This window comes from Steroidobacter flavus, from assembly GCF_042651805.1.
Taxonomy (GTDB): domain Bacteria; phylum Pseudomonadota; class Gammaproteobacteria; order Steroidobacterales; family Steroidobacteraceae; genus Steroidobacter; species Steroidobacter flavus.
Window position 1 is genome coordinate 31,043 of the sequence record NZ_JBHSDU010000010.1, and the last position, 25,580, is coordinate 56,622.

Genomic DNA, 25,580 nt, shown 5'->3' on the forward strand with positions numbered 1-25,580 from the left:
TCACCATGCCGCGTATCGAAGGAACTTGCGTGCCACGCGAACGGAGCGGTCCGGTTGGATCAATGAACGTCAGTATTGCGGAAGGCGCGTAAATTAGTCTCACTGCAGACGTGCTATGCTTCCTGCGCGCTCGGAAATACACGGAGTAGTATATGAAGCCGACGACGGCGGTATCGTGCATCGTGGTGGTCCTCTTAATTCTCGCGGCTTGCGCGCCCGGTCCGAAAAAGGCGAAGTACACGGTTGACCAGTATCTGGCGGACCGCCCGCTCATGAATAAGAGAGTCGAGGAATGCGCCAATAATCCAGGTGAGCTGGATGATGATCCGGATTGTATCAACGCGATAGCGGCAGCGAGACAGGCCGCTCATAAATCGTTGAGAGACCTGTATCGTGACTCAGGTTCAGAGCGTCCAACGAACAAGCCGGAGCAGGTGGGCGATCAATAGATACCCAGGCGAGGTTTAGACAATGAAGAAGCTGTCACTCCCCAACGGGTGAACTCCCGTGCGCTCCCGCACGAATTGTCCACCGAGAAGTTGAAGACGATACAGCACGAGGTCGGTCTCTTCATGCTTTCGACGCTTGCCGGTGTGCGGTGACTTGCGCGCCTGCTCGCGTCGAGCGCGTGCGCAGTGATCACAGACCCTACGTTGCCTCCCCAGCCGATCGATCAATATGATCGCATGACAACTCCCACAGTGCCGGAAGAAGATTCGGTCGTTGCGAGTGATGCCTTCGCCGAGCAGCGTGAATCGTTCAAACTTGGTGTGTGAACTCGGCGCGAGTCGCCGCCACGTCTCATAGACCTCGCACAATCGCTCGCCACGCTCGATCGTCGCATCGGAAGTAGCGTCGAGTTTGCTCAATTCTGACGCGCCCAACGCACAATATAGGAGCGCCAACACGGCACTCTCGTTCCGCTTGCGTGCAGAGGAGAAGAACCCTTCGAACGAGGTAGGCGTCGGTCCTCGGTAGCGGCTCTCGGTGGGTACACCGGCGCGTCGCCTCAACGTTGCGAGCTGGTGATAAGTGAGCCCCGTGAGCGCTTCGATCGTCCGAGTGCGCGCTCGATGGCCGATCAATCTCATGGCCAATTGGCGGCGACGCAGCTCGCGTTCCATGCGGCCGTCCCCGATGTCTCCGTTCATCTTCCGCGTCCTGATGCGGCATTCGCCTCGTCGAAACTATTGCTACACCAAAACTGTCAGCAAGGGAAGAGCGGATATCACCGAAGAAACCACGAAACTCGCCAACTAATTTGTGGTGGATCAGTCAACACTGAAAGCTTCGGTGGCAAGCGGTCGACTCACATGTCTAATCAGGATGGACATCGGACGGATCTTCGACGCGCATCGACCCTGAACGAGGGTCGCTCGAAGGAAGTCGTGGATTGGGGGCTCCTCCGAGCGCTGAATGAACGATGTCTAGAACTCATGGTGGAGCTCGCAAGATCGGATCGAGAGCATGCGCCGCCCGCCGTCGCTTCGAATCGAGCGCTCTGGTGCGGCTTGGACGGTGGGGCACGCGAGCGCGCCGCGAACTGTGGACTGCTCCTGCTCGACATCAACTTCACCGATCCTGCGTGGTGGCGTGCGGCGGCGGCGGACCGACCGGTCGAACGAACGGGCAACCTCGAGGGATATTTGCAACCGGCGGTCGCCGCGGAGTTGATGCGCGAAACGATCACGCTCGCGTGGATCGTCGCCCGCGAAGATCGCGGCCAGGCGACCATCTTTTGCGGGTTGGCGCCGCCGGTCGCGACCCAGTTCGCATCATTTTCTCCGTCGGATCTCGATCGGCTGTCCGCCCGGTACCATCGCCACCTGAGATTGCGATTCGACGATCAGCCATCGTATTGGCGAATGCATCTGACGATCGACGGTAGCAAATGGGTATCGCGCGGCGCGGGTTCCGAAGTGACCGCAGAGTCTTACTAGACACAGCCCTTCGTCGAGGCTCGCGCGCCCACTCGGGGAACCGCCGAGCGGCGCGCATCGTGAGCGTGCCAATTATCCCGAAGCGCGAGTACGACGGCGGCATACCGTGCCGACCGTAAATGCTTTCGGCGTAAACGTTTCCAGTGACGATGAACAATAAAGAAGGCCCGCTCGGGCAGCGGCGCACAGCGTCGTCATGAGCCCAGTGCCGACCCAAGCGCATCCGTGGGCGGCAGCGATCTCGCGGGACCGGTAGCACCGAAAAGTACGAAATTTTTAAGTTTCGCCGAATTTTCCACGAAACGACGTCTGCGCTTTGGCGGCGGCTACTGATGAGATAGCACCCGCGACAAACAACCGGGGACGCCTCGTGTCACAGCCCAAGTCTTGCAAGCAAACGATTCGGCAACGCGCGATCTGTCTTCTCATATTACAAGCAACGCCGCTTGCGGCGTTTGGACAAGCCTCTCCGTTCGATACGGGCGCCGATTCGCTGCTCACGTGGGCGCTCGGTATCGCGATGCCCATCGCGGCCCTCTTCATCATCGGCTTGGGCATCGCAGCCCTGGTGGGGCGGATCAGTGCGGGCCTCGCCGTCGGCTGCATCGTGGGGATCGCTTTGATCTTTGGCGCGCCCCAGATCGTCACCTGGATGCGAGGCATGTTCGGCGTATGAGGAGCGACGTGTCATGGCCGGACGCAATGAAGGACTGGTCGCCGATGTGGTGTTCGTCGCCGTCACTCGACCGCCGATGCGTTGGGGCGTGGCGTACGAGGCGCTGCTCATGAACCTGATCATCACCATGCAAGCGTTCATCCTCACCCAGAATCTGCTGGTGCTACTGATCGCGGTGCCGGTCCACGCGCTGTGTGCACTCTTGTGTGCACGAGATCCGAGAATCTTCTCTTTGTTGATCTTGGCCGCGAGAACACGCCTGTTGGGCGTGTTCACCACGATGCGGTACTGGTCTGCCGCGAGTTACTCACCGCTGTCCATCGATCTGCCGACGCGGCAGGGACGCCGCCGCCATCACCCGTGCCCCCTCGTCGTTCACCGAGCGAGGAGGGAGGAGCGATGAGGACCGATGCCCGCTCATCGCTCGCGCGAGGCGAGCTGCCTGCATCCCATCACGTTCCTTATTCGATGCACGTCTCGCCTCATGTCGTGAAGACGGAAGCCGGGGATTATCTGCAGGTCTTCCGGATCCACGGGCTGGCGTTCGAGACCGCCGATGATGAGGATCTCAACAACTGGCACGAGCGACTCAACGTCACCTGGCGCAACGTTGCGAGCGCCAACGTGAGTCTCTGGACGCACGTCATCCGCCGAAGAGAGCGGGTCCTGCCCTCGGACGAGCCGACGGACGGATTCGCCGGTGCGCTGAAGCACAAGTATCGGCAGCAGCTCGCCCGGCAGACGTTGATGCTGAATGAACTGTACCTCTCGGTGATCTATCGACCCTTTCAGGGAACGCCGATGAGTCCCGTGGCGAGCGTGCTGCGCATCCGGTACGACGAGCCTGCGCAGACGCTCGCTCGCAAGGACGCGCTCGATGTCTGCGAGAAGCTCGCGCAGACGCTCATCGCCGCGCTTGCATCGTATGAGCCGGAGCGGCTCGGAATCGACCATCGCGGTGGCAGGGACTTCTCGACGCCGATGGAGTTCTTCTCGGCGCTCATGAACGCTGAACGTGCGCCCCGGCCGCTGCCTCGCGCCTCGATTCGCGTGGTGCTCGCGACGACGCGGCCCCTCTTCGGGTCAGAGACGATCGAGTATCGCTCGCCGACTCAGACGCGCTTTGGGGCGATGCTCGGCATCAAGGAGTATCCGACATCGACCACGGTGGGCATGTACGACGCGCTCTTGTCCGCGCCGTTCGAGTTCGTGCTGACCCAATCCTTTAGCTTCCTCGCGAAGGCGACCGGCCAGGGCCTGCTGCAGCGGCAGTATCACCGGATGTCGAATGCCGGGGACTTCGCGGTCACTCAGTCCGAGGAGTTGAAGGACGCGCTCGATGCGCTGACGGCGAACGAGTTCGTCATGGGCGATCACCACCTGAGTCTGCAGATCCTCACGGAGGCCACCGCGTCCCATGCGGTCGATGCGGCGAGCTCATTGAAGACGCTGAACGATCACGTCGCGCTCGCGCGCACGATGCTCGCCGACTGCGGCATGACGGTCGCGCGTGAGGATCTCGCGCTCGAGGCCGCGTTCTGGGCGCAGTTGCCGGCGAACTTCGCGTTGCGTCCCAGAAAGGCGCCGATCACCTCGCGAAACTTCGCCGCGATGGTACCGCTGCACAACTATCCGGTCGGTCGCGCCACGGGCAACCACTGGGGGGACGCGCTGACCATGCTCGTCACGAGCGCGCGCTCGCCGTATTACTTCAGTTTGCATGCCTCCGACCCGCGGGAGCCGGATGGCGGCAGTCGCAAGGACACCGGGCACACCTTCATCTGTGGTCCCACGGGTAGTGGCAAGACCGTGGTCATCGGGTTTTGGATGTCGATGCTGCACACCCAAGGCGTCACGCAAGTGGTGTTCGACAAAGACTATGGGCTCGAAATTTTGGTGTGTGCGCTCGGCGGGGAGTATCGCGCCCTGCGTAATGGCGAGCCGACGGGCTTCAATCCTTTGCAGCTCGAACCGACGCCTGCGAACGTCGAGTTCCTGAAGCGCTGGTTGCGGATGCTCGTGCGCGGGCAGACGCCCCTCGGCGCTCGTGAAGAAACGGATCTGGAACAGGCGCTGCGCGGCACGCTCGCGCTCGCCCCCGAGGCGCGTCGTCTGTCGCGGCTCATCGAGTTCACCGACTCGACGCGGCACGAAGGTGTGTATGCGCGCCTGTCGAAATGGTGTCACTCGACTCGGGGCGAATATGCCTGGGCCTTCGACAACGAATCCGACGTGATCGTTCCGAGGCTGCGCGAGCACGCGATCGTGGGCTTCGACGTCACGCATTTTTTGAATCACGAGGTGCTGCGCGGTCCGGTGAATGGTTATCTCTTCCACTTGGTCGAGCAGCTGGTCGATGGACGGAAGCTCGTGTGCTGGGTCGATGAGTTTTCGAATGCACTCGCCGATCCCGATTTTCAGAGCTTCGCGGACAATGCGCCGAAGACCTGGCGCAAGTTGAATGGCGCGCTGTGCATGGCGACGCAAACCGCGCGCTCGGTGCTCGCAAGTCCCATCGCGCGCACTCTCGTCGAGCAGACCGCGACGATGATCTTCTTCCCCAATCCCAATGCGACCGTCGAGGACTATGTGGAAGGGTTCGGGCTCACGGAGCGCGAGTTCACGCTGATCAAGGAGCAGATCGAGCCGGGCTCGCGGATGTTCCTGGTCAAGCAAGGCCACTGGAGCGTGCTGTGCGAGCTCGATCTGCGCGGGTTCACACAGGAGCTCACCGTGATCTCCGGTCGGCGCGAGAGTGTCGAGCGACTGCATTGGCTCGTGAAACGCCATGGCGCGGATCCCGCGCACTGGCTCGCTTCATTCATGGGTGAGGGTGAGAGCGCCGGAAATGTTTCTATTAGGAGATGAACATGAGTGCGAAGGGACTCGCGGGTGTCATTGGGATGATGTTTCTTCTGCTCGGCCTCACGCCGACGGCGAATGCGCAGTGGGCCGTGGTGGACGTGGGCGCGATCACGCAGCTGATCCAGCAGGTGAGGACCATGCAGGAGCAACTCTCGACCGCCCGCAATCAGCTGTCGCAGGCGGAATCCGCGCATCGGTCGATGACCGGCGGGCGTGGCATGGAGCGATTGCTCAACGACGTGCCTCGGAACTATCTGCCGGGGCAATGGCGGGAGCTCGTGGACGTCTTGAGCCAGACGAGCGTGAGCTATGGCGCGATCGCGCGTGAGATGCAACGAGTCATCACGGCGAACTCGGTGCTCACCCGCGAGCAGCTGAATGCGTTGGCGCCCTCCGACCGCCAGATGGTCGAAGCGTCGCGACGATCCAAGGCCATGCTTCAGGTGATGACGCGAGAGGCGCTCAATCGTACGAGCGACCGGTTCGGTTCGATTCAACAGCTGATCGATGCGATCGGGCGGGCGGATGACCCGAAGGCGGTGTTGGATCTGCAGGCGCGGATCCAGGCTGAGAGCAACATGCTCATCAATGAGAGCACCAAGCTGCAGGTGATGTATCAGCTGGCGCAGGCGGAGGAAGCCGCGCGTGAGCTGCGGGCGCGCGAGGAGGCGATCAACGCGTTTGGGTCATTGCGCGACTTGCCGCCGATTGGGCTGTGAGTAGGAAAGGGATCTGGGGCCATTCGGTGCGGTGTGTGAACAGACGGCTGGGGTGCAATGGACGTTGTCTGCATCATCCCGCTGACTCCAGGTCGCAACGGACCGATGTAGCAAGCAACCAAGGGAATGGGTGAGTGCCATGGGATTCTTCGCGGAATTTATGGGCTGGCTGAATCGGATCCTCGAAGGCTACATCGCGAACACGACGGCGACCATTGCTGGAGTTCTGGAGCCGGTCATCGTCACGCTGGCAACCCTCTATGTCGTGGTGTGGGGCTATCTGCATCTGATGGGGCGCATCGAAGAGCCGTTCGCTAATGGTGTGAAGCGAATCTTTGTACTTGCCATCATTTTGGGGATGTCTCTCTCCTTGTGGTACTACAACGAAGTCATCGTCGACACGTTTTTCTATGCACCATCGGTATTGGCGGTTCAAGTCATAGGTCCATATGACGGCGTGGAAATAGTGGATGGTGTCCTATTCGCGGGTAGCGACATTGCTGATGCACTATACCGGCGGGCGGGCATTCTAAAGGGAGATGTTTCTTTCTATTTCGCGGGGCTGCTTGTGCAGATCATCGTCGGCGTAACGGCGGTGTACACGATGTTTTTGCTGGTACTTTCCAGGGTAGCGCTGTCCGTTCTTCTCGCATTGGGTCCCTTCTTTATCGCGCTGCTGCTCTTCGACACTACGAAGAAGTTTTTTGAGAGTTGGATTGCGCAGCTCGCCAACTATGCTCTTATCACTGTCCTAACCGGGCTCATCGCAGCCCTCATGCTTACTGTCATGACTCGTGCAGCGGGACGGGCTCTCGCTGTTGGAGGGGAGATGGAGATGGCGGAGGCAGTTCGACTGTGCGCTGCTGCCGGCGTGACATTGCTCGTGATGCGTCAAGTCATGCCGATGGCCGCCGGGCTCGCGAGCGGCGTCGCGCTCAGCACCTTCGGTGTCATGAGCGCGGCTGTTTCGTGGGGGCTTCGGGGCCGAGACAAGGATCGTGAGACGGGCCGACGAGATCCTGCGAGCCGCGGGAAGGACAACGACTCGCGAGGGAGAGTATCTAAAAGCGCGCGAGCGCGATGGCACGCAGCCCGACGACCCAACTCGATCCGGTCTGTTCAATGAAGGGAGTCATTTTCATGTGGATCACGAATTCATCGATCGAGCGAGGCCACGAGACGCGGCGTTTATCGAGCGTGGCGTCGACCTGGGTGATCGTCTCGACGTTGGCCCTGCTCGCAGGCTGTGCTTCGAACGCGCCCTCGTGCGATGGACGGTTCGAGCCGATCAACGTGCCTGCAGTGAGCGTGGCCGAGGACCGAAGCTCCCCTGAGTCGGACGGCGATCATGAGCGACGTTGATCACTATCTCGCGGAGGCGGCGTCGTGGGATGCGGATCGGGAGGCTCACCGACGACAAACCCTGCGCACGACCCGCTGGGCGGCGGGGGCTGGATGGGCGTGCGCGGCGCTTGCGACCACGGCGATCGTCGTCATGAGTCCGTTGAAGCGCACCGAGCCGTATTTGATCCGCGTCGATAGCGCGACCGGGGTCGTGGACACGGTGCCGGTGTTCGTCGGCCACGAAGAGATGCCGCAGGCACTGACGCGGCATCTCTTGAACCTCTACGTCACGACCTGCGAGCGCTTCAACTTCGCGACCGCCGAAAGTGACTATGCGCAGTGCGGATCGTTTCATACGGCCGCGCGCAATCAGGCCTGGGCGGCCGCCTGGGCGCGATCCAATCCAGCCTCGCCCTTGAACCTCTACAAGGATGGCACGACGATTCGTGCCCAGGTGCGCTCGGTGAGTTTCTTCGACCGGGCCGGCGGCGAGGGCGATCTTGCGCAGGTGCGTTATCTGAAGGTGCGCCGGGTCGGCGGCAATGGCGTCGATCACGTGAGTTACTGGGTTGCGACGGTGCGCTATGCGTACGCGAAGGGCGCCGAGGCGCTCGACAAACGCGAGTGGAGCGAGCAGGAACGACGCGAGCGCGTCTGGAATCCGCTCGGCTTTCGGGTGCTCGACTTTCGCCCGGAACCCGAGGTTTTAGGACAGGAGGAATCCACGAGCGCGACCACGGTCGCGACCGAGGCGAGGAGCACGGGAGCGACGACGCCATGAGGTTCGATCTATCGCGAGCTTCGCATCTTCTTGCCCTGATCGTCCTCTGCACGTTCCTCGGCGAGCGCGCGCCCGCGGAGGTGGTGCCGAGCGCAGGTGACACCGACCGACGGGTGCGCAGCGTCGCTTACGATCCGGATCAAATCTATCGGCTGTATGGATTCGTGGGCTACAGCATCGAGCTCGTGTTCGAGCGCGGTGAGGTCTTCGCAGGGCAGGGCGGCGGCGATCTCGACGGCATCGTGTTCGGTGCGCACGAAAATCAACTCATCGTGAAGCCGCGCGCCGCGAACGTCGGCACGAACTTCGTCATCTACACCGATCGGCGCGCCTATCGATTTCACTACACCGTCGCGCAAGGCGTGCCCGAGGCCGCCAATCGCCAGGCGATGTACGTCGTTCGATTCACGTATCCGCAGGTCGCAGGCGAGGGTGCGCCGACGCCTGAGCAACGCGTCGATGCGCAGCTCGCTCGAGCGCGCACGTTGCGGCCAACGAACGAGGACTATTGGTATCGCGGGCCGCAGACGCTGAAGCCCGTCGCGGCCGTCGATGATGGCGTCCAGACGCGCCTCACCTTCGGGGCGCGCACCGAGTGGCCGGCGGTGTTCGTGCGCAATGCGGATGGCACCGAGAGTTTGCTCAATTTCAGCGTGGAGGGCGATGCGCTCGTCATTCATCGCGTGGTGCGCGCGCTCATCCTGCGGCGCGGACGATCGGCTGCCTGCATCGTCAATCATGGTTTCGAAGGCGGGGGCGAGCGGTTGCCCTCGGGCACGGTCTCGCCTGCCGTCGTGCGCGAACGCAAGGCAGGCGCGCCATGAGTGGATGGTCACGACTCATACGCGGGCTCGAGGTGTTTCGCCGCGATCGGGACGGCGTCGCATCGGATGAAGATCGCGAGCAGGACACGATCCCGGGCGATCGCGGCGTGAGTCCGACGCAGCGCGCGCTGTCGGTGCAAACGCGCGTCACGAATCTCGTGGCGTTGGGGCTCGGCGCGCTCGTCGGCACGACCTTTCTCGTGTGGTACTACCAGCACGCCCTGTCGCGGCCGCGTGCTGCCGCGCCCACGAACGATCGCACCGTGAGTGCCGCCCCGACGCTGCCGCCCCTGGGCCGAATCGATCCGCCGCTGATCGAGCGCGTGTTGGGACCGCCACCGGCGTTGCCGGAAGAAACGTCGTTCGATGAGGACGCCGCATCAGTGCTCTTTCGTGACGTGCGCGATCGCACGTCCTCGACGGGGATGCCGCCGGCGCGATCGCGGACGCCAGATCGACGCTTGAGTGGCGAGGCGTTCGTCGCGGCCTCGACGCCGATGCCGCTCGCGGCGAGCGTTGACCCTGCCGCCCGTGCGATGCCGGCGTTCGGGATGCCGGGATCGGCCGCGACACCGGCGAGTGGCGGTGAACTGGCGGAGCGCTTGACCCCGACCGTACTGCCCGCGGCGCAGGCGCGGGTGCTGCCGACTCGACGATTGTTACTCCCGAAAGGCGCATTTTTGGATTGCACGCTCGAGACTGCGATCGACTCCTCGCTCCCCGGCATGACGACCTGTGTGACGGCGACCGATACGTTTGGCGCCGATGGCTCGGTCGTGTTGCTCGAGCGCGGCAGCAAGTTGATCGGGGAGACGCGCGGGGAGGTGCGTGCGGGCACAAATCGCGTGTTCGTGCTGTGGACCGAGGCGCGCACGCCGACGGGCGTCGTCGTGACGCTCGCCTCTGCGGGCACCGATGCGCTCGGTCGCTCGGGACTGCCCGGCGCGGTCGATCGACATTTCTGGGATCGATTTGGCGCGGCGATCTTGGTGTCGGTCATCGACGGGGCGGTGCAGGCGGCCGTGCAGCGCGAGGCCCGCGGCACGTCCATCACCGTCAATCCCGCCGGTTCCTCCGACATCATGACGGAGGTGCTCGAGAGCACGATCCACATTCCCCCGACCGTCACCCTCGCCAACGGCGAGCGGATCGCGGTGTTGGTGGCGCGAGATCTGGATTTCAGGAGCGTGTATGAGCTTCGGCCCACGAGCGATCGATAGCGCCGCGGCGCTCGGCACGCACAGCCCCGAGACGCTGGGCCCCGAGGCGCTGGGCATGGAGCGTTCGGCGCTCGCGCTCACGCTCGCGCCCCTGCGGTGCCATCTCGAGGATCCCACCGTCACCGAGCTGTGCATCAATCGGCCGGGTGAGGCGTATGTCGAGACCGCGCGCGGCTGGCGGCGCGAGACGCTTTCGGCGGCGGATTTTCCGTGGTGTCTGCGTCTTGCGAAGTTGATCGCACACGCGACGCGTCAGCGGGTCGATGAAACCTCGCCGCTCTTGTCCGCATCGCTGCCCTCCGGGGAGCGCGTGCAGCTCGTCGTGCCGCCTGCGACGAGCGCGCACACGGTCGCAATCTCGATCCGTCGGCCGGCGAGCGCGGTGTGGTCGGTCGGGCAGCTCGCCGAGCGGGGCCTGTTCGCATCGACGCGTGCGCCCGACGCATCGCCGGATGCGACGGCGCGCGAGCTTGCGCGCCTGCTCGAGGCGCGTGCGTACGTCGAGTTCATGCAGCTCGCGGTCGTGAGCCGGCAGAACATCGTGGTGTCGGGTCCGACCGGCTCGGGCAAGACGACCTTCACGAAGGCGCTCATCGGTGAGATTCCGCGGCACGAGCGATTGATCACGATCGAGGATGCGCAGGAGCTGGTGCTCGATGCGCATCCCAATCACGTGCGGCTCTTCTACAGCAAGGACGATCAGGGCGTCGCGCGCGTCACGCCGAAGCAGTTGTTGGAATCGTGCCTGCGCATGCGCCCGGATCGCATCCTGCTCGCGGAGCTGCGGGCGGAGGAGGCGTTCGATTATTTGCGCAACGTGAACTCCGGGCATCCCGGCTCCATCACGAGCGTCCACGCCGGCAGCGCCGCGCTCGCCTTCGAGCAGCTCGTGCTCATGATCAAACAAAGTAGCGGTGGCCAGGAGCTCGCCCGCGCGGACCTCAAGCAACTGCTGCATCGCTCGATCGACGTGGTCGTGCAGTTCGGGGTCTCGAACCACCAGCGCTTCATCCAAGAAATCTGGTATCGCCCGATGCACCGGCAGCGAGGTCGCGATGGCCGCTGAAGCGAACACGCACCGCCCCTCGGTCGGCTCGCGCGATGCACGGCGGGTCGTGGCGCTCGTCGCGACGGTCGTCGCGGCGCTGCTCGTCGCACAGTATCTCGCGGGCTGTTTCTTGCTGCTCTCGTTAGGGGTGTCGGTGCGCGAGGCCTCGTGGCTCACGATCGCACGCTATGGGTACTACCATCGCGACTCGCCGCAGCTGCTTCGCACGCTCGTGGTGTGTGTGGGGGGTGGCGTCGCGGCGGTCGCAACGGTCGCTGCAATCGTGCTGCGACCTCGACGCGCGGCCTTGCATGGCGAGGCGCGCTTCGCGCGACGTGCCGAGATCGAACGGGCCGGATTGCTCACCGGGCAGGGGCTCATCTTGGGTGAGCTGCGCGGCCCGTGGCCGTGGCAGCGGCGCTTGCTCACTTTGCCCGGGCAGCAGGGCATCGCGCTCTCGGCGCAGCCGCGCTCGGGCAAGGGCGTCGGCGTCGTCGTGCCGACGCTCCTGACCTGGGCCGATTCGGTCGTCTGCGTCGACATCAAGAAAGAGAATTGGACGTTGACCGCCGGCTGGCGCGCGGCCGCCGGGCAGCAGGTGTTTCTCTTCGATCCGCTCGCCGCCGACGGCCGCACGCATCGATGGAACCTGCTCGATTACGTGGGCGACTCCTTGACTCAGCAGATCGACGATCTGCAACTCATCGGCAACATGCTCTTTGCCGATCCGGCGAACGCCGATCCGTTCTGGATGGCCTCGGCGCGCTCGTTGTTCTTGGGGATCGGATTGTATGTATTCGCAACCCCCTCGCTGCCGCGCACGGTCGGGGAGATTTTGCGGCAGGGCATGGCCGATGACGAGGAGGGGTTCTCGGCGCATTGGCGGCGCGTGATCCAGGGACGCATGCGCGGGGCGCAGCCCCTACCCGAGCAGTGCGCGCGGGCGCTCTTCGATGTCATCGATCTGGCCCCCCAGACCGCCTCGAGCATCCGAAAGACGTTCACCTCACGCCTCGAGCTGTGGGCCAATCCGCTGCTCGATGCGGCGACGGCGGCGAGCGATTTCGATCTTCGCCAGCTGCGACGCACGCGCATCTCGATCTACATCGCGGTTCGACCGAAGGACTTGCACCGGCTGCAACCCATCCTTGCGCTGTTGTTTCAGCAAACGATCGCGCTGCAAACCGATGAGCTGCCCGAACACAACCCGGATCTTCGCCATCAACTCGCCTTGATCCTGGATGAGGGCCCCGCGCTCGGGCGCATTCCGATCCTCGCCGAGGCGAGCGGCTTCACGCCAGGCTTCAACATCCGCACGTTGTTCGTGATGCAAACTCCCTCGCAACTGCGCGAGGTGTATGGCGAACACGGCAGTCGCACGTTGCTCAAGACGCTGTCGAGCCGCATCTATTTCGCACCGAAGGACATCGAGGAGGCCGAGGAGATCTCGCGGGAGTTGGGGACGACGACGGTGCGCGTCACTTCGCACTCGAAACCGGCGGGCTTCGCGTGGCAGCGCCATCGCGCTCAGAGCATCAACGTGAGCGAGCAGCGGCGCGCGTTGATGCTGCCGCAGGAGGTGCGCGATGTGGGTCCCGATCGGGCGCTCATCTTCATGGACGGCGTGCCGCCGATCCTCGCGCGCAAGCTTCGCTATTACGCGGTGCCGTGGCTCGCGAAGCGCGTGATGCCGCCGCCGCACGTGCCTGCGATCGAGCCGATCGTCTCGACGCCGGCGAGCCCGTCGGCGCCTGCGGTTGGAAGCGAGATCGCACCGGCCGGCAGCGAGCGTCAGTTCCGTCCCGGGACCGTGGAGGATGTCGAACGGATCGAGGCGTTGACGCTCGAGGACTTCGATCTCGATCTGTCATCGGTCGTCTTTCCGGAGGCGGTGGCCGGCGAGGCGTTGAGCGAGCAGGCGCTCGCGCAAGCGGCGAACGACTTCTTGGCGTTGCTGAAGGGCGCGCCGCCGGCGCCCGGGGAGGCACCGGATGGCTAAACGAGATCGCACGCGCCGGGCGCGTAGAGCCGAGGCGGCCAAGCGCAAACGCGTGGCGGACGGCGCGCGCATCAATGGCATCGAGGCAGCCGTATCCGGTGAGCGTGCACCCGCATCGAAACCTCGCACGAACGCAACGCCGCCGGGCGCCACGCCGGCGCGCTCGGTCGCGGCCGGATCGGCCTCGCACTCACCTGCGATGCCGGAGGCGATCCGGCGACGCTTCATCGTCGCGCGTAACATTTATTATTTTCCCGGCGGTGGTCGCGCATTCGTCGATCGTGGCGATCGATTGACGAGCCGCAGCGAGAAGCGCGAGGTGATCGACAGCCTGGTCGCGATCGCGCACGCGCGCGGTTGGCGGCAGCTCACGATCACCGGCACCGATCGATTCAGGGCGCAGATGTGGCTCGCCGCGCGCCTCGCGGGACTCTCGGTACGCGACTATGCGGCGAGTAGCCATCTTCAGGGGCAATTGGCGCGCGCGCTGTCGCGGCGAATGGCCCAGATGGCGCCTGCGAGCGTGTCGATCGAAGCGCCGGAAAGCACGCAGGACGCCGGCGCGGCTCGAGCGCCGGCGCCCCGCGAATGGCGGGGGCGGCTGATCGATCACGGCTCGGCCCCCTATCGACACGAGCCGACGGGGCGTTCGTCCTACTTCATCAAGCTCGACACCGCGGCCGGTGAGGTCGATGTTTGGGGCGTCGATTTGAAGCGCGCGTTGCAGGCGTCGCTGAGCCGGGTCGCGCGGGGCGAGGAGGTCGTGCTTCGTCGCGTGGGAGGCGAGGCGGTGAGAGTGAATGCGCCGAGCGCGGCGAACGGTGAGCGCGCAGAAGACGCGGCGCGGCTCGTCCATCGCAATCGCTATGGGATCGAGACGCGCGAGTTCTGGGCCGCGCGCGAGGCGATGGCTCACCTGGTGCGTGATCCGTCGGTGTCGGCGCAGGCCGCAAGTCGCCGACATCCGGAGCTTGCGGGAACCTATCTTAAGCTGCGCGCCGCGCAGCTCTTCGCCCGGCGCTTGCGACACGCCGAGAACCAACGGCGCTTCGAGGCGCTCGTTCGTCGCGGACTCGCGGCGGCTCTCGAGCGCGGGGAGCCGCTGCGCTCCGTGAGACTGCGCACGCGAGCGGCCGTGCGCGAGCCGCGTATGGCGCGATCGGCGCCCGACGCCAGTCGCGGTCGTGGATGATCGGGCGGGGTCCGTGGATCGAGATCGCCGCAAGGATGCCGATCGCGACCGCGCGCTGCCGACGCGCGCGCAGCGCCGCCTCGTCGGCGATCAAGCGCTCATCGTCGGGCGGCTGCAACGTCATGGGGTCGCGCCGTATCAGTTTCGACGCGACCAGGAGCTCTCCTACTACGTCGATCTCATCGTCGTGGGCCAAAAAAAGCGTCTGTGGGGAAAGGATCTGAAGCGCGCGCTCGAACAGGCCCAAACCAAACCCAGCGTCGGGGACGTGGTGGGCGTGCAATTGGTGTCGCGGCGCGAATTCAACGTCACCGATCAGGTGCGCGATGCGGACGGTCGGGTGATCTCACGAACGACCCGCGAGGCGCACCGAAACGAATGGAAGATCGAGAAGGTGCAGTACTTCTCCTACCGTGCGCGGGCGGCGCGCTTGGCGCGCGATGCGCAGCGCGAGCGCGCCCGCGCCATCGCGGAGCATCCGGAGTTGAAATCGACATTTCTCACCCTGCGCGCGGCGCAGGCGCTCGCGGAGGCACGACTGCCCGATGCGGCAGATCGGGAGCGGTTCGTGAAACTCGTGGAGGAGGCGATTCGTGAATCGAGCCTCGCGGGCGAGCCGGTCCGCGCGCCGCGCGTGCGCGAGCGCGCGCCCCAGAACGCTGCCTCGACGCGCGCTCGCAAGCGGGATGATCCGGTGCGTTAGAGGATGACGATAGGGGAGAGCGACACCGTGCAGCACGGATGCTCTCAAATCATTTGGCGCGTCGCTCACGGCGTGTCGCGCCTCGATCCGTTCCTGACACGTCGATCGACTCCGCTTCCGCTCTTCAATTTGAGTTCGGTCCGATCGGCGATGGTCACCTCGGCTCGGGATCGCAGCAGTCGCGTCCGAGGCGCGAGCGGCGCCGTGCCGAATGAGAAAAGAACAGAAGAGGCAGTGAGACAAAAGAGGGCGGGTTGCTGAACGTCCCAGTCTAATCGCGAGGTGCCCGCCCTCAAGGACGAGCGCGCCGACGCGCTCGCCGCCTACGGCGGTCTAACGATCCTTGATGGCGGTCCCCTCGCGATTGAAGTGCCCTTCGGGCAATCCCGCCCAGAGAAAACTCTCGAGGACTGCATCATGGATACGTCGAAAGGGCTGATGGGACAGCATGCAAAATTTGCCGATGCGTTCGAGGCCGAGATGACACCGCAGCAGCTGCGCACGCTGACACCGGCGGTGTACGCGAGCGCGCCTCACGCAAAGATGAGCGCACGCTATGCGTTCGTGCCGACGGCGCAGGTGATCGAGACCATGAACCAAGCCGGCTTTTGCGTCGTCGAGGCGCGGCAGTCGCAAGCGCGCACGCGCGAGCCTGCGACCGCGGCGCATGCGCTGCGTTTTCGGCGGCGTCGGACCGAGGTGTTGGTGAACGAGGTGATCCCGGAGATCCTGGTACTCAACTCTCACGATGGCTCGACCTCCTATCACGTGCGGATCGCGCTCTATCGCGCTCTGTGCGGTAACGGTTTGATCGTCGGCGATGGGGCGTTTCCGGTGTGGAAGGTGCCTCATCGCGGCACCGTGGCGGCGCAGATCCTGGAGGCGGCCCTCGGGCTGAGCGAGCGGTTCGGGGAGCTCGGGCAGACGATCGAGGCGATGCGAGGCACGCTACTGAGTGTGCCGCAGCGACTCGCGTTTGCCGCCGATGCGTTGTCGCTGCGCTATCCGGGGGAGGTCGCGGGCGTTGCGGTCGCGCCCGCCGACTTGTTGAAGGCGAAGCGTCGCGAGGATGAGGGGTGTGATCTGTGGCGCACCCTGAACGTGGTGCAAGAACACCTGCTGCGCGGTGGCGTGTCACGCCGTACGCCGACGAATCGCAGGGTGACGACGAAAGGCATCCGCGCGGTTCGGGAGGACGTGCGCTTGAACGTCGGTCTGTGGGATCGGGCGATGCTCGACGTGGCGTAACGTTGATGGATGCGGGGAAGGGCGCTCGCGGCCCTTCCTCGTTTTGTTTCGAATCGAGGTGCGAGCAGAAAGAAGAAGCGAGCGGTGAAAGGTTGCCTGAACGCTTCAGCGTGCCAGAGCTCGCTCGTGAAGCTCCAGGCCGAGTCTGGACAGACTCGCCGGGCGCGAAGCGGCCTGGACCTTCACGAGCGAGCTCCGGCGGGAGCGCTCTGGCAGGCAAGTCGCCTGTGAGCACTGGAGCGTGTCATGAGTCGTCACATCGTCGATGCGAAGTTCGAGGATCATCCGATCCGAGTCACGGTTGGTTTCGATCGTCCTTCGAACTCGTTCTATCTGCACATTGGCTGGGTGAGCGCGCGAACCGGATCGGTGTTCGCTTACGCCGCCGATCTGAAGCTTGCGTATGACCCGAGCGACTGGCGGACGATCCGAGGGTTCCTCGAGTCACAGCGCATCGTCGTGCCCGAATCGGTATGGACCGAACTTGCGTTCGATCGGGCGACGGGCCGCGGCAATCGGGTGGTGAGACATCACGCCGATGGGCGGATGAAGGAGCTCATGGCCTGGTGAGCGAGGCGGTGATGGGGACCTCTGCAGGTGGCGAGGTCCTCGTCATCGAAATATTCCGGCCCGAGCATCGGCGGGCGTGCTTGCAACACGCGACAGCCTATCACGTCGGTCACACGATCCAAGCCGCGCTGGCGGACTTTCGCGGCATAAACGGCGCCTCCCCGCAGGAGGCGGGTCCCCTCCATTTATTCCACGATCCACCACCGCGGCTTGGATCGTGCGCCCGACGTGAGGTGGGCCGCTCGGGCAATCCCGCCCTCGAGAAAATGCGGAGATGAGTCATGAGCCAAGCATCCTATGTATCCATCGACCGTGGCGATTGTGTGGTCTGTGGCTGCAAGTTCGAAACGGGCACGTTGATGATCGAACGTGAGGTGCCGGCCGAGGGGTGTGTCCTCGGTTGGGAGCTGTGCCCCTCCGATGCTCAGATGCACAAGTTCGGGTTCGCCGCGATCGTCGAGTGCGAGCTCGACATGACGGCGGCGAAGGCGGGCGATGTGATCCAGCCTCACGCGGTGAAGCGGACGGGCAACCTCATGCACGTCACGCGAGAGACCTTCACGAGCCTCTTCAACACCCAAGCGCGACCGACGCTGCCGTGCGCCTACGTGCCCGCGGGCACGGTGCAGCAGCTACGGGCGCTTCTGCAACCCGCGCTGAACTGACGGTGTGATGGACGAAGAGGACATGGCACTCGTGTCCTCTTCCAACCGTGCGCGCGAACTCACCAGGCGTGCAGGGAAAACATGCAGCTACGGGCCGAGTGAGTCGACGCTCGTGCGTGGGTGAGAGGGTGTCGCTCACCATTGCCCTGATGGGAAGCCTCGGGCGAGTGCACGTCTCGGACCGGCGGCGCGGTGCTTCTTCGAGCAGCGGCGGCCGAGGTCGCCGCTGCCGACCAGGGAGCAGGGCGGTCGTCCCATCCGATCTGTGTCACGAAACATTGCTGAATGCATCCTGAGATCTAATTGGAATCCGATAGAACTCGAGAGCGTGATTGCGATTCAGGGGCACCACGCGTGACACGCCAGTCTGCGTATCGGCCACACTCGACCAACGGGTGGGCCGAGAGGTCACACGGGTCACAGCAAGGTTGTGAGCGCAGGAGGAGAGATGAGGCAGGAGGAGAGATGAGGTAGGAGGAGAGATGAGGCAGGATAGCCTTCGGGCCGCCAACGGACCACGTGCGCCCGCACCGCTGGCGCGAGCGGAGGCGGTTGAACGTGGATGCACTGCTTCGGGTGGACTGTGCGGTTCGATTGGGCTCTTGTGTTGCCAGGTCAGGCAAGTTCCTTTGTATCGGCCTCAATCGCCGATCACACTGCCGAGACGGGCGCCGCCATTGCCAATGAGCCCATCATCTTCATGAAGGCGACCAGCGCGCTGTCGGGAGCGAGTGACGCTGTGATGATGCCGCGCGGAGTCAGCAAGCTGGATCGGGAAGTGGAGCTCGCGTTCGTGATCGGCACCGAGTGTCGCTATGTCAATGAGGCGGCGGGCGCGGCGGCGATCGCGGGCTAATTCATCTTCAATGACGTGTCCGAGCGCGCGTTTCAATTGGAGCGCGGCGGACAGTGGGACAAGGGGAAGGGTTGCGATAGTTTCGGTCCGATCGGTCCCTACCTGGTGACGAGCGATGAAGCAGACGACGTCCACAATCTCGCGATGTGGCTGGAAGTCAACGGCCGCCGTTATCAGGACGGTTCGATTCGCACCATGATTTTCAAGCCGGCGTTTCTGGTTTCGTATCTGAGTCGGTTCATGAGCTTGTAACCTGGCGACATCGTCACGACCGGTACGCCGCCGGGCGTAGGGCTGGGGCAGAAGCCGCCTGTATATCTCAACGTGGGTGACGAGATGCGTTTGGGCGTTGAGGGGCTCGGTGAGCAACGCCAGAGGGTGGTCGCTTGCGATTGATCGTGCTGCGAGATCGGCTTTTCTCCAGGTGAAATGACTCGGACCGAGTTGCGGCGTACTCGAATATGCGCGTCGGCGCGATGAGTTTGAACGAACGCCCCGGTAACGACGTTTGATCCTGTAAAGTGGGTATGAGGCTCACTTCGCTGTAGGATCGTTGAGGAGCTTCGCGGTGGCGATGAGCTGTCGTGCTCCACTGGCGAGAGCGCGCAGGCGCACGTTGGTCCGTCACAGAACTACCACGATCACTATAGTAGACAACTTCTTCCGCAGGTGCGGGCGAGCTCTTGAGGTGATGCTCCCCATTGCGTCACTATTGGCCAAAGACCGTGATCGGGTGGATATCCATGACGCGGCAGGCGTAAAACTCATCGAACGGATAATCGGCAGGGGCGAGATGCGGACGATCGATATTCACGAAGCGAAAGCGAACTTGTGTCGGCTGGTTGAGCAGGCGGCGCAAGGGCAATCATTCATGATCGCAACCTACGGCAGGCCGCGCGTAATGGTGATTGGCCTGGATTCAATCGAGGCAGGTCACTTGAGGTGCCATGGATTGCTCGAGCGATGTGTGACAGTTGCGAAAGTGATTGATCCGAGGGACGAGACCGAGACCGAGCAGCTCTTTGGCTAAAGCTCGCCGTAGCGGGAATAAGACAGCGCAGATTTGTGTGGGGCTGAGCTCCATACGGACATAGTTGGCCTGCCGAAGTCCGACGGCGAAATGTTTCTTACCGAAGCCCGAAGGGATGCGAGGCGACAGTGAAGTGAACCAAGGTCAGATGGGAAGGGAAGGCTTTGGAAAGCTCGCGCGAGGCTGGCCCGGGCCGGCGGTTGGTCAGCGGTGCACACATATATGTGTGTCAGAGTGAGTGCACCCAGACCGAACGATCGGCATGCAGCGCCTCCAACCCCCTGAAGTGCCGGGGTTCGCAAACGGTGGCAACTAGCGATCCTGTGAGAGCCGTGTTCGCGGGAGCCGGGGAGCGTCCGTTGCGTCGGTGGCCCGTAACACCTCACGTCGATGTTTGTGCAGATGAATCCGTTGTTCGGTGGGAAATGCGCCCGCTTTCTGCCGTGGTTGAATGCCGAGCGCGGTGAGAAGCTCGGCCGGGCAGGCCTTGGCAATGAGCAGCGTTCCATCTATTCGAAGCTGATTTAGCTGCCATCAAAGAGATGATCGATGTGCGGGGTCATCAGCAGACCCTTGTTACCGTCGAGGCGCTCGGATTATGCAATTCCACTAGCGGCGGATGTGGCTTGCGCGCAAGACCATCCCATGAGACGTCCGCTAGATGAGGCGAACAGAGCTACGAAAGATCAATGGTTTGCAGGCATCGGGAAGAATCGCCGTTTTTTCCTCGAAATTGAGCCTTGTTCTGCGCCGGCCGCTGGGCGACAACGTGGCCATGACGACGATGAGATATTTGAGGACTCGGGTATCCGCCGAAACCAAGGCGCTCGTTCAATCCGTCGCTGCGCAAGCCTATCTCACCGAGGCTGCCTGGTTCAGACGGACCATCGACCGAGCGCTACGAGGAAGCGGTGCGGTCGATGCTGAGATAGGCTTGGCTGCCTTCAGGGATCGCCGAAGCAGATCCGGCCTGCGCCGGCAAAGCACTCGGGTCTATATCCGCTTGCGAGGCGATGACCGGATGATCCTCGCCGAGCGCGCCGCCGCTCGCGGAATGCCGGTTGCGACCTACGCGTCCGTGCTTCTTCGTGCCCATCTTCGTCAGCTGCCGCCGCTACCACAGGCAGAATTGGCAGCGCTCAAGGGCACCGTCGTCGAGCTCGGGGCGATCGGGCGCAATCTCAATCAAATCGCACACGCGGCTAACGTGGGGCGCCACCCTGCAATGCCCGAGCGCACGGACCTCGAAGCGTTGCTGAGGGTCTGCGAAGCTTTGAGAATACACGTAAAGGATCTGCTCAACGCGAACTTGCGAAGCTGGGCCGTGGGCCATGCCGAGGATCAACGTTAGGGTTCCGGGCGGGGAGCCGCTCTTCGATCTCACGAGCTACGGCCGCGGCGGACCGGCACGCCGGGATCGCTTGTCGCCCGCCGAGATCGCGCTCATCGCCCGCACTGTCCATCGTGCACCCGAAGTCATGGTGAAGGTGCTCACCAAGGGATCGAACAACCTCCCTGCTGTCGCGAATCATGTGGGATATATCGGACGGAACGGAACGCTCGCGATAGAGACGGACGAGGGCGAGCAGCGACGACACCCCAAACTCGCTGAGGAATTGATTGAGCATTGGAATCTCGACTTGGAGGACTATCGGCGTCAGCGTCAGCTGAGTGCCGGCATGGGTCGCAAATCCGTGAAGCTCATCCACAAGCTGGTGCTCTCGATGCCCGCAGGTACCGCAAGCGAGGGCCTGATGCGCGCGGCGAGACAGTTTCTCCACGACGAATTTGCGGGCAAGCATCGTTACGCGTTCGCGATGCACACTAACGAACCGCATCCCCACGTGCATGCGGTGGTGAAATCGGTCAGCGAGCAGGGGAACCGGCTTCGCATCGACAAGCGCACCTTGCATCGATGGCGCGAGCAATTCGCAAAGCACCTGCGCGCCGAGGGGATCGAGGCGAATGCGACACCGCGTGCGGTGCGAGGGGAGAGTCGAAAGTCGAAGCACGACGCCATTTTTAGAGCGGCACGGCGCGGCGCGTCCACCCAAATACATCGTGAGGAACGAGCGTTGCTATGTGAGCTGTCACAGGGAGCGATCCGTGTGGAGTCAGGCAAGTCTCGCCTACTCAGCACTCGGGCGAAAGTCGAGGCTGGTTGGTCGGCGTTGAGTCGCAGGCTGTCGGTGGAGGGGCAGCCTGCGCTTGCCGAGGCGGTCGAGCGGTTCGTTCGAGGGTTGCCACCGGCGTGGACGGATAAGGAGCGTCTTGCCTACGATCTGCGTCGTCGCGTGCAGGCAAGGCGGCTTCAGCGCGAGTCGCCCAGTCGCTGAAGGGCAGGGGCACCTGCGATGTAGAGAACGCTCAGGGATTCTCCAGGTTCGACGCCGGCGGCCGAGGCGGCGCGGCGATTAGCGACGAAACGAATCTGTTCGAATGTCCGCGGAAACGGCGCTCGGTGCGGAGCCATTGGCGCGTACGCTGCGCATTACTGGCTCGCAAACTTCCTTTCGATGGACGGGCTGCGCACTCGGTGCGTGGATGCCGATGCAGACTCGGCCGCCCTTTATCCGCATCACCCTGAAGCTGATTTGATCGCCGATCGCCAATGATTCTCCAACACGCCTTGTCAGAATGAGCATGGGACTTCCTTGTATGCTGCGAGGTTTCAGGTTCCGTCCGAGGCAGCGTACTCACGAATGATAGGACGGGTGATCCGTACATATGAGTAAGGGACAGGAACGATTGTGCCAAGGCCCTCATGCGGTGTCCGAATCGAATTTTTTCGATACATGGTGGTAGCTGCATCGCGCTCTTCATCGATCGAGCGGGGCCAATGGCTGAGGTGCCAGATGCTAGTGAGGATTGATGGATGAGGGCGATTTTTCGAGGCGGCTTCCCGTCGAGCGAAGCGAGGAACTCTGGGCGTTGAAATCTGAGCGGCGCGCCGCGCCATGGGACTGGGGAAAGCGGCCAACGAAAGTCGTCGACTACTCACAGACGACCGAGCTGACCTGTATCGTTCATTCTCCTCTGGCGACAAACGCAGAGTGACCGAGTTCTGAGGAACTGTCGGCGTCGCCTGGCCTGGAACGGGTGGAAGCGTTCGAGATGAGTGCGAGGCCGAGGGTGACGGCGCAGGTCACGATCGCACAGCGTTACGGCTGCAGATGGGCCCGGCATCGTCCATGTCACGAGTACTCTCGGGTTGTTTGCTCGACTCCAGTTCATTCGACCCCAGGCAGGTGCACGTGTTTCGGTGACGACCGCTTGCGAGCGTAGACCTCGAGAGGATGCGCTTGCCGCCGCCGCATGTCGCGATTCTGATGTGAAGATGAAAAACGATGTCGATCGTGCCATCTCGATTGCGATGGGAGTCGCTCGCATCGGTTCGCTGCATGGGCCCGTGACGCCGACGTTGTCTACTAAAGTGGACAATCTCATGACATCACTGGATCGGTGTCTTGAAGCCGCACGGTTCTCAAGTACTATCTGTCCAACGCGCGAAAGCGCACTCGCCTCGGGTATGTTTCGTGCTCTGATTGAAATTCGAGTGCTCGCGCGACATGTTTTGATGGCGATGTCGTCGGTATTCAAACTCTCTGATTCGCGATGTTTGCGCGCGAGGGTGAATCGATTCTGCAGATGTGAGGGTCGACACGATGTGTAATCAGGAAGCGACGTTTGCGGCTTCGCTCGAGAGGCGCCAATCGGAGACGCCGACACCGAATCCTCCAGATCGGGCGAGACTCATCGAATGGTTTCGCTATTGGTGCCATCCGATTCGCAGTTGGATCGGGACAAACCAACGTGTTCCTTCCGGAGAAGTCGATGACTTGACGCAGGAAGTATTTCTGAGACTGCTTCGGTATTGCGATGAGGCCCTCGTAGAGGATCCGCAGGGATATTTGTTTCGGGTGGCGACCAATGTCGTCAATAATTGGCGGCAGGGGTGCAGAGTACGTTTATCCCATGACGAGGCCTGGCTGGAGGAGCTGCAGATAGAGGATGCAGAGGAGCCAGAGAATGCGGTCGCGCGGACGCGGATGAATCAGTATTTGCGCGCCGTCATCGGTCGACTACCCCGGCGTCAGCGTGAAATCCTGCTACTGCACGTCGATGAGGAAATGACTTATAAACAAATTGCTCAGAGTCAGGGTCTGACCTATCGGACTGTTTTGCGTGATCTGACGCGAGCGTACAGCTCACTGCGCCAGCAATGCATCAAAGAGGACCTGTGATGAATCGAACGCAGAACCGGGGCGGTCGCTCATCGACGATACGAGAAGAGTCCAAGGACTATTTCAAGAAGCTCGGCGGGCACATCGCGTTCGTACGAAAGTCTAAAGGTTACACACAGGCAGAGCTCGCTCGAATGATCGGTGTTTCTCAGCAAGCGCTGTTTGCGTATGAAATCGGCGAGCGACGCGTCTCAGTGCTGATGCTGGAGAAGCTCGCGAGAGCGCTCGGCGTGGGACTCGAAGAGTTGACGCGCTCGCCCAAACCCGTCCGCTTGCGACCGCAGCGGCTATCGCCGCGCGCTGCGTGGCATGCTGAGCGTCTTCAGGCATTGCCGAAGACACCGCAGCGCTTTGTTCTACGGATCATCGATGTGTTGGAGGGCGCCCATGCGACCGACAAAGGTCGCTGATGGAGGCGCTCCTTGGGACGGGCAGTTCGACGGGGCTCAACGATTGGGTGCGCACTTGCACGCGGGGAACGCGTGCCGCGGAACGCCGGCTCGGAACCGGCCCTGTGGCGACTGCGGGCTACATCGACCCCGAATCGCCATCCAAAAATATTCGCGACGCATGCTTCAACCAGCCCACGCGCATCCGCGCCTGCGACTCGCCAGTGGATGCTCTCCTCAACGTCTTCGACGGCGACTCCCCAAACAACGTCTTATAGTTCCTCGCCAGCAAACTCGGATCAAACACCCCGAACCTGGCCGCAATATGCGTCACTGTATCCAACCGCGGCTGCGTTCTCAGCAACGCCGCCCGAATCTCATGCAACTGCCGAACTTTCAACAACCGCATCGGCCCGACGCCGAAGAACTCATGAAACATGTTCCTAAGCGCCCGCTCGCTGACATGAGTCGCTCGACACAGGTCATCGATGAATACCGGCTGTCCTTCATTGGCATTCATAAATGCCAATGCCGACGAAATCACAATGGACCTCGACAGTTGGGGCCGCCCAATCCGCGGCCCGGGATCCGCGGGGACGCTTTGCTTCAACGCATGGATGAGTGCCGAAGCGATCTCGCCATCTGCGCTGGCGACATCCATCCCACGCGCAGACTCGATGAGCCGCTTCACGCCATCCAAGACCTCGGCGGAAGTGCGGCGACGCACGGTCCCGTTCGGCGCGCCGCTGGCCAGCGCCGACGTTACCACGGTGTGATTCAACGGAACCGACACACTGGCCCAGTGACTCGCATCGCTCACCGACCAAAGAAACGGCCGATCCTCGCGCAGCACCACGAACGAATCGGCGTCCAAAATCTGCCCGTTGACCCGAACCGTGCCAATGTTGGTCAGCGGCACATGAAACGTGAGTGTCCCGGGCTTGCCGCGGCCGGCGAAGGTGAACGGGCCGCCGGTGTGCAAGTGCTGCATCGAGGCGGTGGCGAGCTCGAGCCCATCGATCCACCAGTGGGCGGCGGAGGGCGCAGTGCGGATGAAACAACCGATCGTGCCTCGCAGCGCGTCGGCGAACTCATCGATATCCTGGTAGACGATCCTGGTCACGGATGATGGAGGAGTTAGCGACGCAGCATGAGGAACCGGAAGTCTCTTATTGTTCAGTGAGAAACACCATCAGGAAATCCCCACAGCCACTCGGAGCGGGCTGAAACGTCACGTCGCACTATCGTGTGATTCGGCAGGCACGTA

General features: G+C 63.0%; 27 protein-coding genes and 1 pseudogene. 25 read left to right on the forward strand and 3 right to left on the reverse strand.

Features of this window, described 5'->3' with window-relative positions; all coding sequences use genetic code 11:
- Positions 1-152 precede the first annotated feature (152 nt).
- A complete protein-coding gene (locus ACFPN2_RS21500; protein ID WP_380600420.1) occupies positions 153-449 on the forward strand; it encodes an EexN family lipoprotein in 297 nt (98 codons plus the stop codon).
- Positions 450-464: 15 nt separating this feature from the next.
- On the opposite strand, the gene ACFPN2_RS21505 is transcribed toward ACFPN2_RS21500, so the two are convergent.
- Entirely contained in the window at positions 465-869 is a 405-nt protein-coding gene (locus ACFPN2_RS21505; RefSeq protein ID WP_380600422.1) for a hypothetical protein, read from the reverse strand.
- A gap of 567 nt (positions 870-1,436) precedes the next feature.
- Between ACFPN2_RS21505 and ACFPN2_RS21510 the strand changes: the two genes are divergently transcribed.
- From ACFPN2_RS21510 to ACFPN2_RS21615, 22 genes and pseudogenes are all read left to right on the forward strand, one after another.
- Positions 1,437-1,940 carry a hypothetical protein gene (locus ACFPN2_RS21510; protein ID WP_380600424.1) on the forward strand — a complete coding sequence of 168 codons (504 nt, stop codon included), beginning with the start codon at positions 1,437-1,439 and terminating at the stop codon, positions 1,938-1,940.
- A gap of 370 nt (positions 1,941-2,310) precedes the next feature.
- Positions 2,311-2,616 carry a TrbC/VirB2 family protein gene (locus ACFPN2_RS21515; protein WP_380600426.1) on the forward strand — a complete coding sequence of 102 codons (306 nt, stop codon included), beginning with the start codon at positions 2,311-2,313 and terminating at the stop codon, positions 2,614-2,616.
- Positions 2,617-2,629: 13 nt separating this feature from the next.
- Positions 2,630-3,019 carry a VirB3 family type IV secretion system protein gene (locus tag ACFPN2_RS21520; RefSeq protein ID WP_380600428.1) on the forward strand — a complete coding sequence of 130 codons (390 nt, stop codon included), beginning with the start codon at positions 2,630-2,632 and terminating at the stop codon, positions 3,017-3,019.
- Complete coding sequence (locus ACFPN2_RS21525; protein ID WP_380600430.1) at positions 3,016-5,484, forward strand: VirB4 family type IV secretion/conjugal transfer ATPase; 2,469 nt, start codon at positions 3,016-3,018, stop codon at positions 5,482-5,484. The genes ACFPN2_RS21520 and ACFPN2_RS21525 overlap by 4 nt, the downstream gene beginning before the upstream one ends.
- 2 nt (positions 5,485-5,486) lie before the next feature.
- Positions 5,487-6,200, forward strand: coding sequence for a TrbJ/VirB5 family protein (locus tag ACFPN2_RS21530; protein WP_380600432.1), 714 nt, complete (start codon positions 5,487-5,489; stop codon positions 6,198-6,200).
- Between the two features lie 139 nt (positions 6,201-6,339).
- Positions 6,340-7,326, forward strand: a complete 987-nt coding sequence (locus ACFPN2_RS21535; RefSeq protein ID WP_380600434.1) for a TrbL/VirB6 family protein — start codon at positions 6,340-6,342, stop codon at positions 7,324-7,326.
- A 14-nt stretch (positions 7,327-7,340) separates the two neighbouring features.
- The gene (locus ACFPN2_RS21540) at positions 7,341-7,562 is read left to right on the forward strand and encodes a hypothetical protein (RefSeq protein ID WP_380600436.1); all 222 of its coding nucleotides are present in this window, start codon (positions 7,341-7,343) and stop codon (positions 7,560-7,562) included.
- Entirely contained in the window at positions 7,549-8,325 is a 777-nt protein-coding gene (locus ACFPN2_RS21545; protein ID WP_380600438.1) for a VirB8 family type IV secretion system protein, read from the forward strand. Before ACFPN2_RS21540 ends, ACFPN2_RS21545 begins: the two co-directional genes overlap by 14 nt.
- Positions 8,322-9,149, forward strand: coding sequence for a TrbG/VirB9 family P-type conjugative transfer protein (locus tag ACFPN2_RS21550; protein WP_380600440.1), 828 nt, complete (start codon positions 8,322-8,324; stop codon positions 9,147-9,149). The genes ACFPN2_RS21545 and ACFPN2_RS21550 overlap by 4 nt, the downstream gene beginning before the upstream one ends.
- Positions 9,146-10,369 carry a type IV secretion system protein VirB10 gene (virB10, locus tag ACFPN2_RS21555; protein ID WP_380600442.1) on the forward strand — a complete coding sequence of 408 codons (1,224 nt, stop codon included), beginning with the start codon at positions 9,146-9,148 and terminating at the stop codon, positions 10,367-10,369. Before ACFPN2_RS21550 ends, virB10 begins: the two co-directional genes overlap by 4 nt.
- Positions 10,341-11,435, forward strand: coding sequence for a P-type DNA transfer ATPase VirB11 (gene virB11, locus ACFPN2_RS21560; protein WP_380600444.1), 1,095 nt, complete (start codon positions 10,341-10,343; stop codon positions 11,433-11,435). Before virB10 ends, virB11 begins: the two co-directional genes overlap by 29 nt.
- Positions 11,425-13,416, forward strand: a complete 1,992-nt coding sequence (locus ACFPN2_RS21565) for a type IV secretory system conjugative DNA transfer family protein (protein WP_380600446.1) — start codon at positions 11,425-11,427, stop codon at positions 13,414-13,416. Before virB11 ends, ACFPN2_RS21565 begins: the two co-directional genes overlap by 11 nt.
- Positions 13,409-14,608, forward strand: coding sequence for an LPD7 domain-containing protein (locus tag ACFPN2_RS21570; RefSeq protein ID WP_380600448.1), 1,200 nt, complete (start codon positions 13,409-13,411; stop codon positions 14,606-14,608). The genes ACFPN2_RS21565 and ACFPN2_RS21570 overlap by 8 nt, the downstream gene beginning before the upstream one ends.
- The gene (locus tag ACFPN2_RS21575; protein ID WP_380600450.1) at positions 14,601-15,311 is read left to right on the forward strand and encodes a hypothetical protein; all 711 of its coding nucleotides are present in this window, start codon (positions 14,601-14,603) and stop codon (positions 15,309-15,311) included. The genes ACFPN2_RS21570 and ACFPN2_RS21575 overlap by 8 nt, the downstream gene beginning before the upstream one ends.
- 417 nt (positions 15,312-15,728) lie before the next feature.
- Complete coding sequence (locus ACFPN2_RS21580) at positions 15,729-16,559, forward strand: DUF932 domain-containing protein (RefSeq protein ID WP_380600452.1); 831 nt, start codon at positions 15,729-15,731, stop codon at positions 16,557-16,559.
- A 246-nt stretch (positions 16,560-16,805) separates the two neighbouring features.
- Positions 16,806-17,129 (forward strand): hypothetical protein, encoded by a 324-nt coding sequence (locus ACFPN2_RS21585; RefSeq protein WP_380600454.1) that lies wholly within the window; start codon positions 16,806-16,808, stop codon positions 17,127-17,129.
- A 281-nt stretch (positions 17,130-17,410) separates the two neighbouring features.
- Positions 17,411-17,794, forward strand: a complete 384-nt coding sequence (locus tag ACFPN2_RS21590; RefSeq protein ID WP_380600456.1) for a hypothetical protein — start codon at positions 17,411-17,413, stop codon at positions 17,792-17,794.
- Between the two features lie 588 nt (positions 17,795-18,382).
- Positions 18,383-19,046 (forward strand): annotated as a pseudogene (locus tag ACFPN2_RS21595) (fumarylacetoacetate hydrolase family protein); the annotation flags it as partial.
- 292 nt (positions 19,047-19,338) lie between these two features.
- Positions 19,339-19,680 carry a type II toxin-antitoxin system Phd/YefM family antitoxin gene (locus tag ACFPN2_RS21600; RefSeq protein ID WP_380600458.1) on the forward strand — a complete coding sequence of 114 codons (342 nt, stop codon included), beginning with the start codon at positions 19,339-19,341 and terminating at the stop codon, positions 19,678-19,680.
- Positions 19,681-20,082: 402 nt separating this feature from the next.
- Positions 20,083-20,208 carry a hypothetical protein gene (locus tag ACFPN2_RS21605; protein ID WP_380600460.1) on the forward strand — a complete coding sequence of 42 codons (126 nt, stop codon included), beginning with the start codon at positions 20,083-20,085 and terminating at the stop codon, positions 20,206-20,208.
- A gap of 133 nt (positions 20,209-20,341) precedes the next feature.
- Complete coding sequence (gene mobC / locus ACFPN2_RS21610) at positions 20,342-21,031, forward strand: plasmid mobilization relaxosome protein MobC (protein ID WP_380600462.1); 690 nt, start codon at positions 20,342-20,344, stop codon at positions 21,029-21,031.
- The gene (locus tag ACFPN2_RS21615; protein WP_380600464.1) at positions 21,012-22,016 is read left to right on the forward strand and encodes a relaxase/mobilization nuclease domain-containing protein; all 1,005 of its coding nucleotides are present in this window, start codon (positions 21,012-21,014) and stop codon (positions 22,014-22,016) included. The genes mobC and ACFPN2_RS21615 overlap by 20 nt, the downstream gene beginning before the upstream one ends.
- Positions 22,017-22,094: 78 nt before the next feature.
- Here the strand turns inward: ACFPN2_RS21615 and ACFPN2_RS21620 are convergent, their stop codons facing one another.
- Complete coding sequence (locus ACFPN2_RS21620) at positions 22,095-22,325, reverse strand: carbon storage regulator (protein ID WP_380600466.1); 231 nt, start codon at positions 22,323-22,325, stop codon at positions 22,095-22,097.
- Positions 22,326-23,345: 1,020 nt separating this feature from the next.
- On the opposite strand from ACFPN2_RS21620, the gene ACFPN2_RS21625 reads away from it, so the two are divergent.
- Both ACFPN2_RS21625 and ACFPN2_RS21630 read left to right on the forward strand, forming a co-directional pair.
- Positions 23,346-23,924 (forward strand): RNA polymerase sigma factor, encoded by a 579-nt coding sequence (locus ACFPN2_RS21625; protein WP_380600468.1) that lies wholly within the window; start codon positions 23,346-23,348, stop codon positions 23,922-23,924.
- Positions 23,924-24,334 (forward strand): helix-turn-helix transcriptional regulator, encoded by a 411-nt coding sequence (locus ACFPN2_RS21630; protein ID WP_380600470.1) that lies wholly within the window; start codon positions 23,924-23,926, stop codon positions 24,332-24,334. The genes ACFPN2_RS21625 and ACFPN2_RS21630 overlap by 1 nt, the downstream gene beginning before the upstream one ends.
- A 118-nt stretch (positions 24,335-24,452) precedes the next feature.
- Here ACFPN2_RS21630 and ACFPN2_RS21635 read toward each other — a convergent pair whose 3' ends face one another.
- A complete protein-coding gene (locus tag ACFPN2_RS21635; RefSeq protein ID WP_380600472.1) occupies positions 24,453-25,436 on the reverse strand; it encodes a helix-turn-helix domain-containing protein in 984 nt (327 codons plus the stop codon).
- Positions 25,437-25,580: the final 144 nt, after the last annotated feature.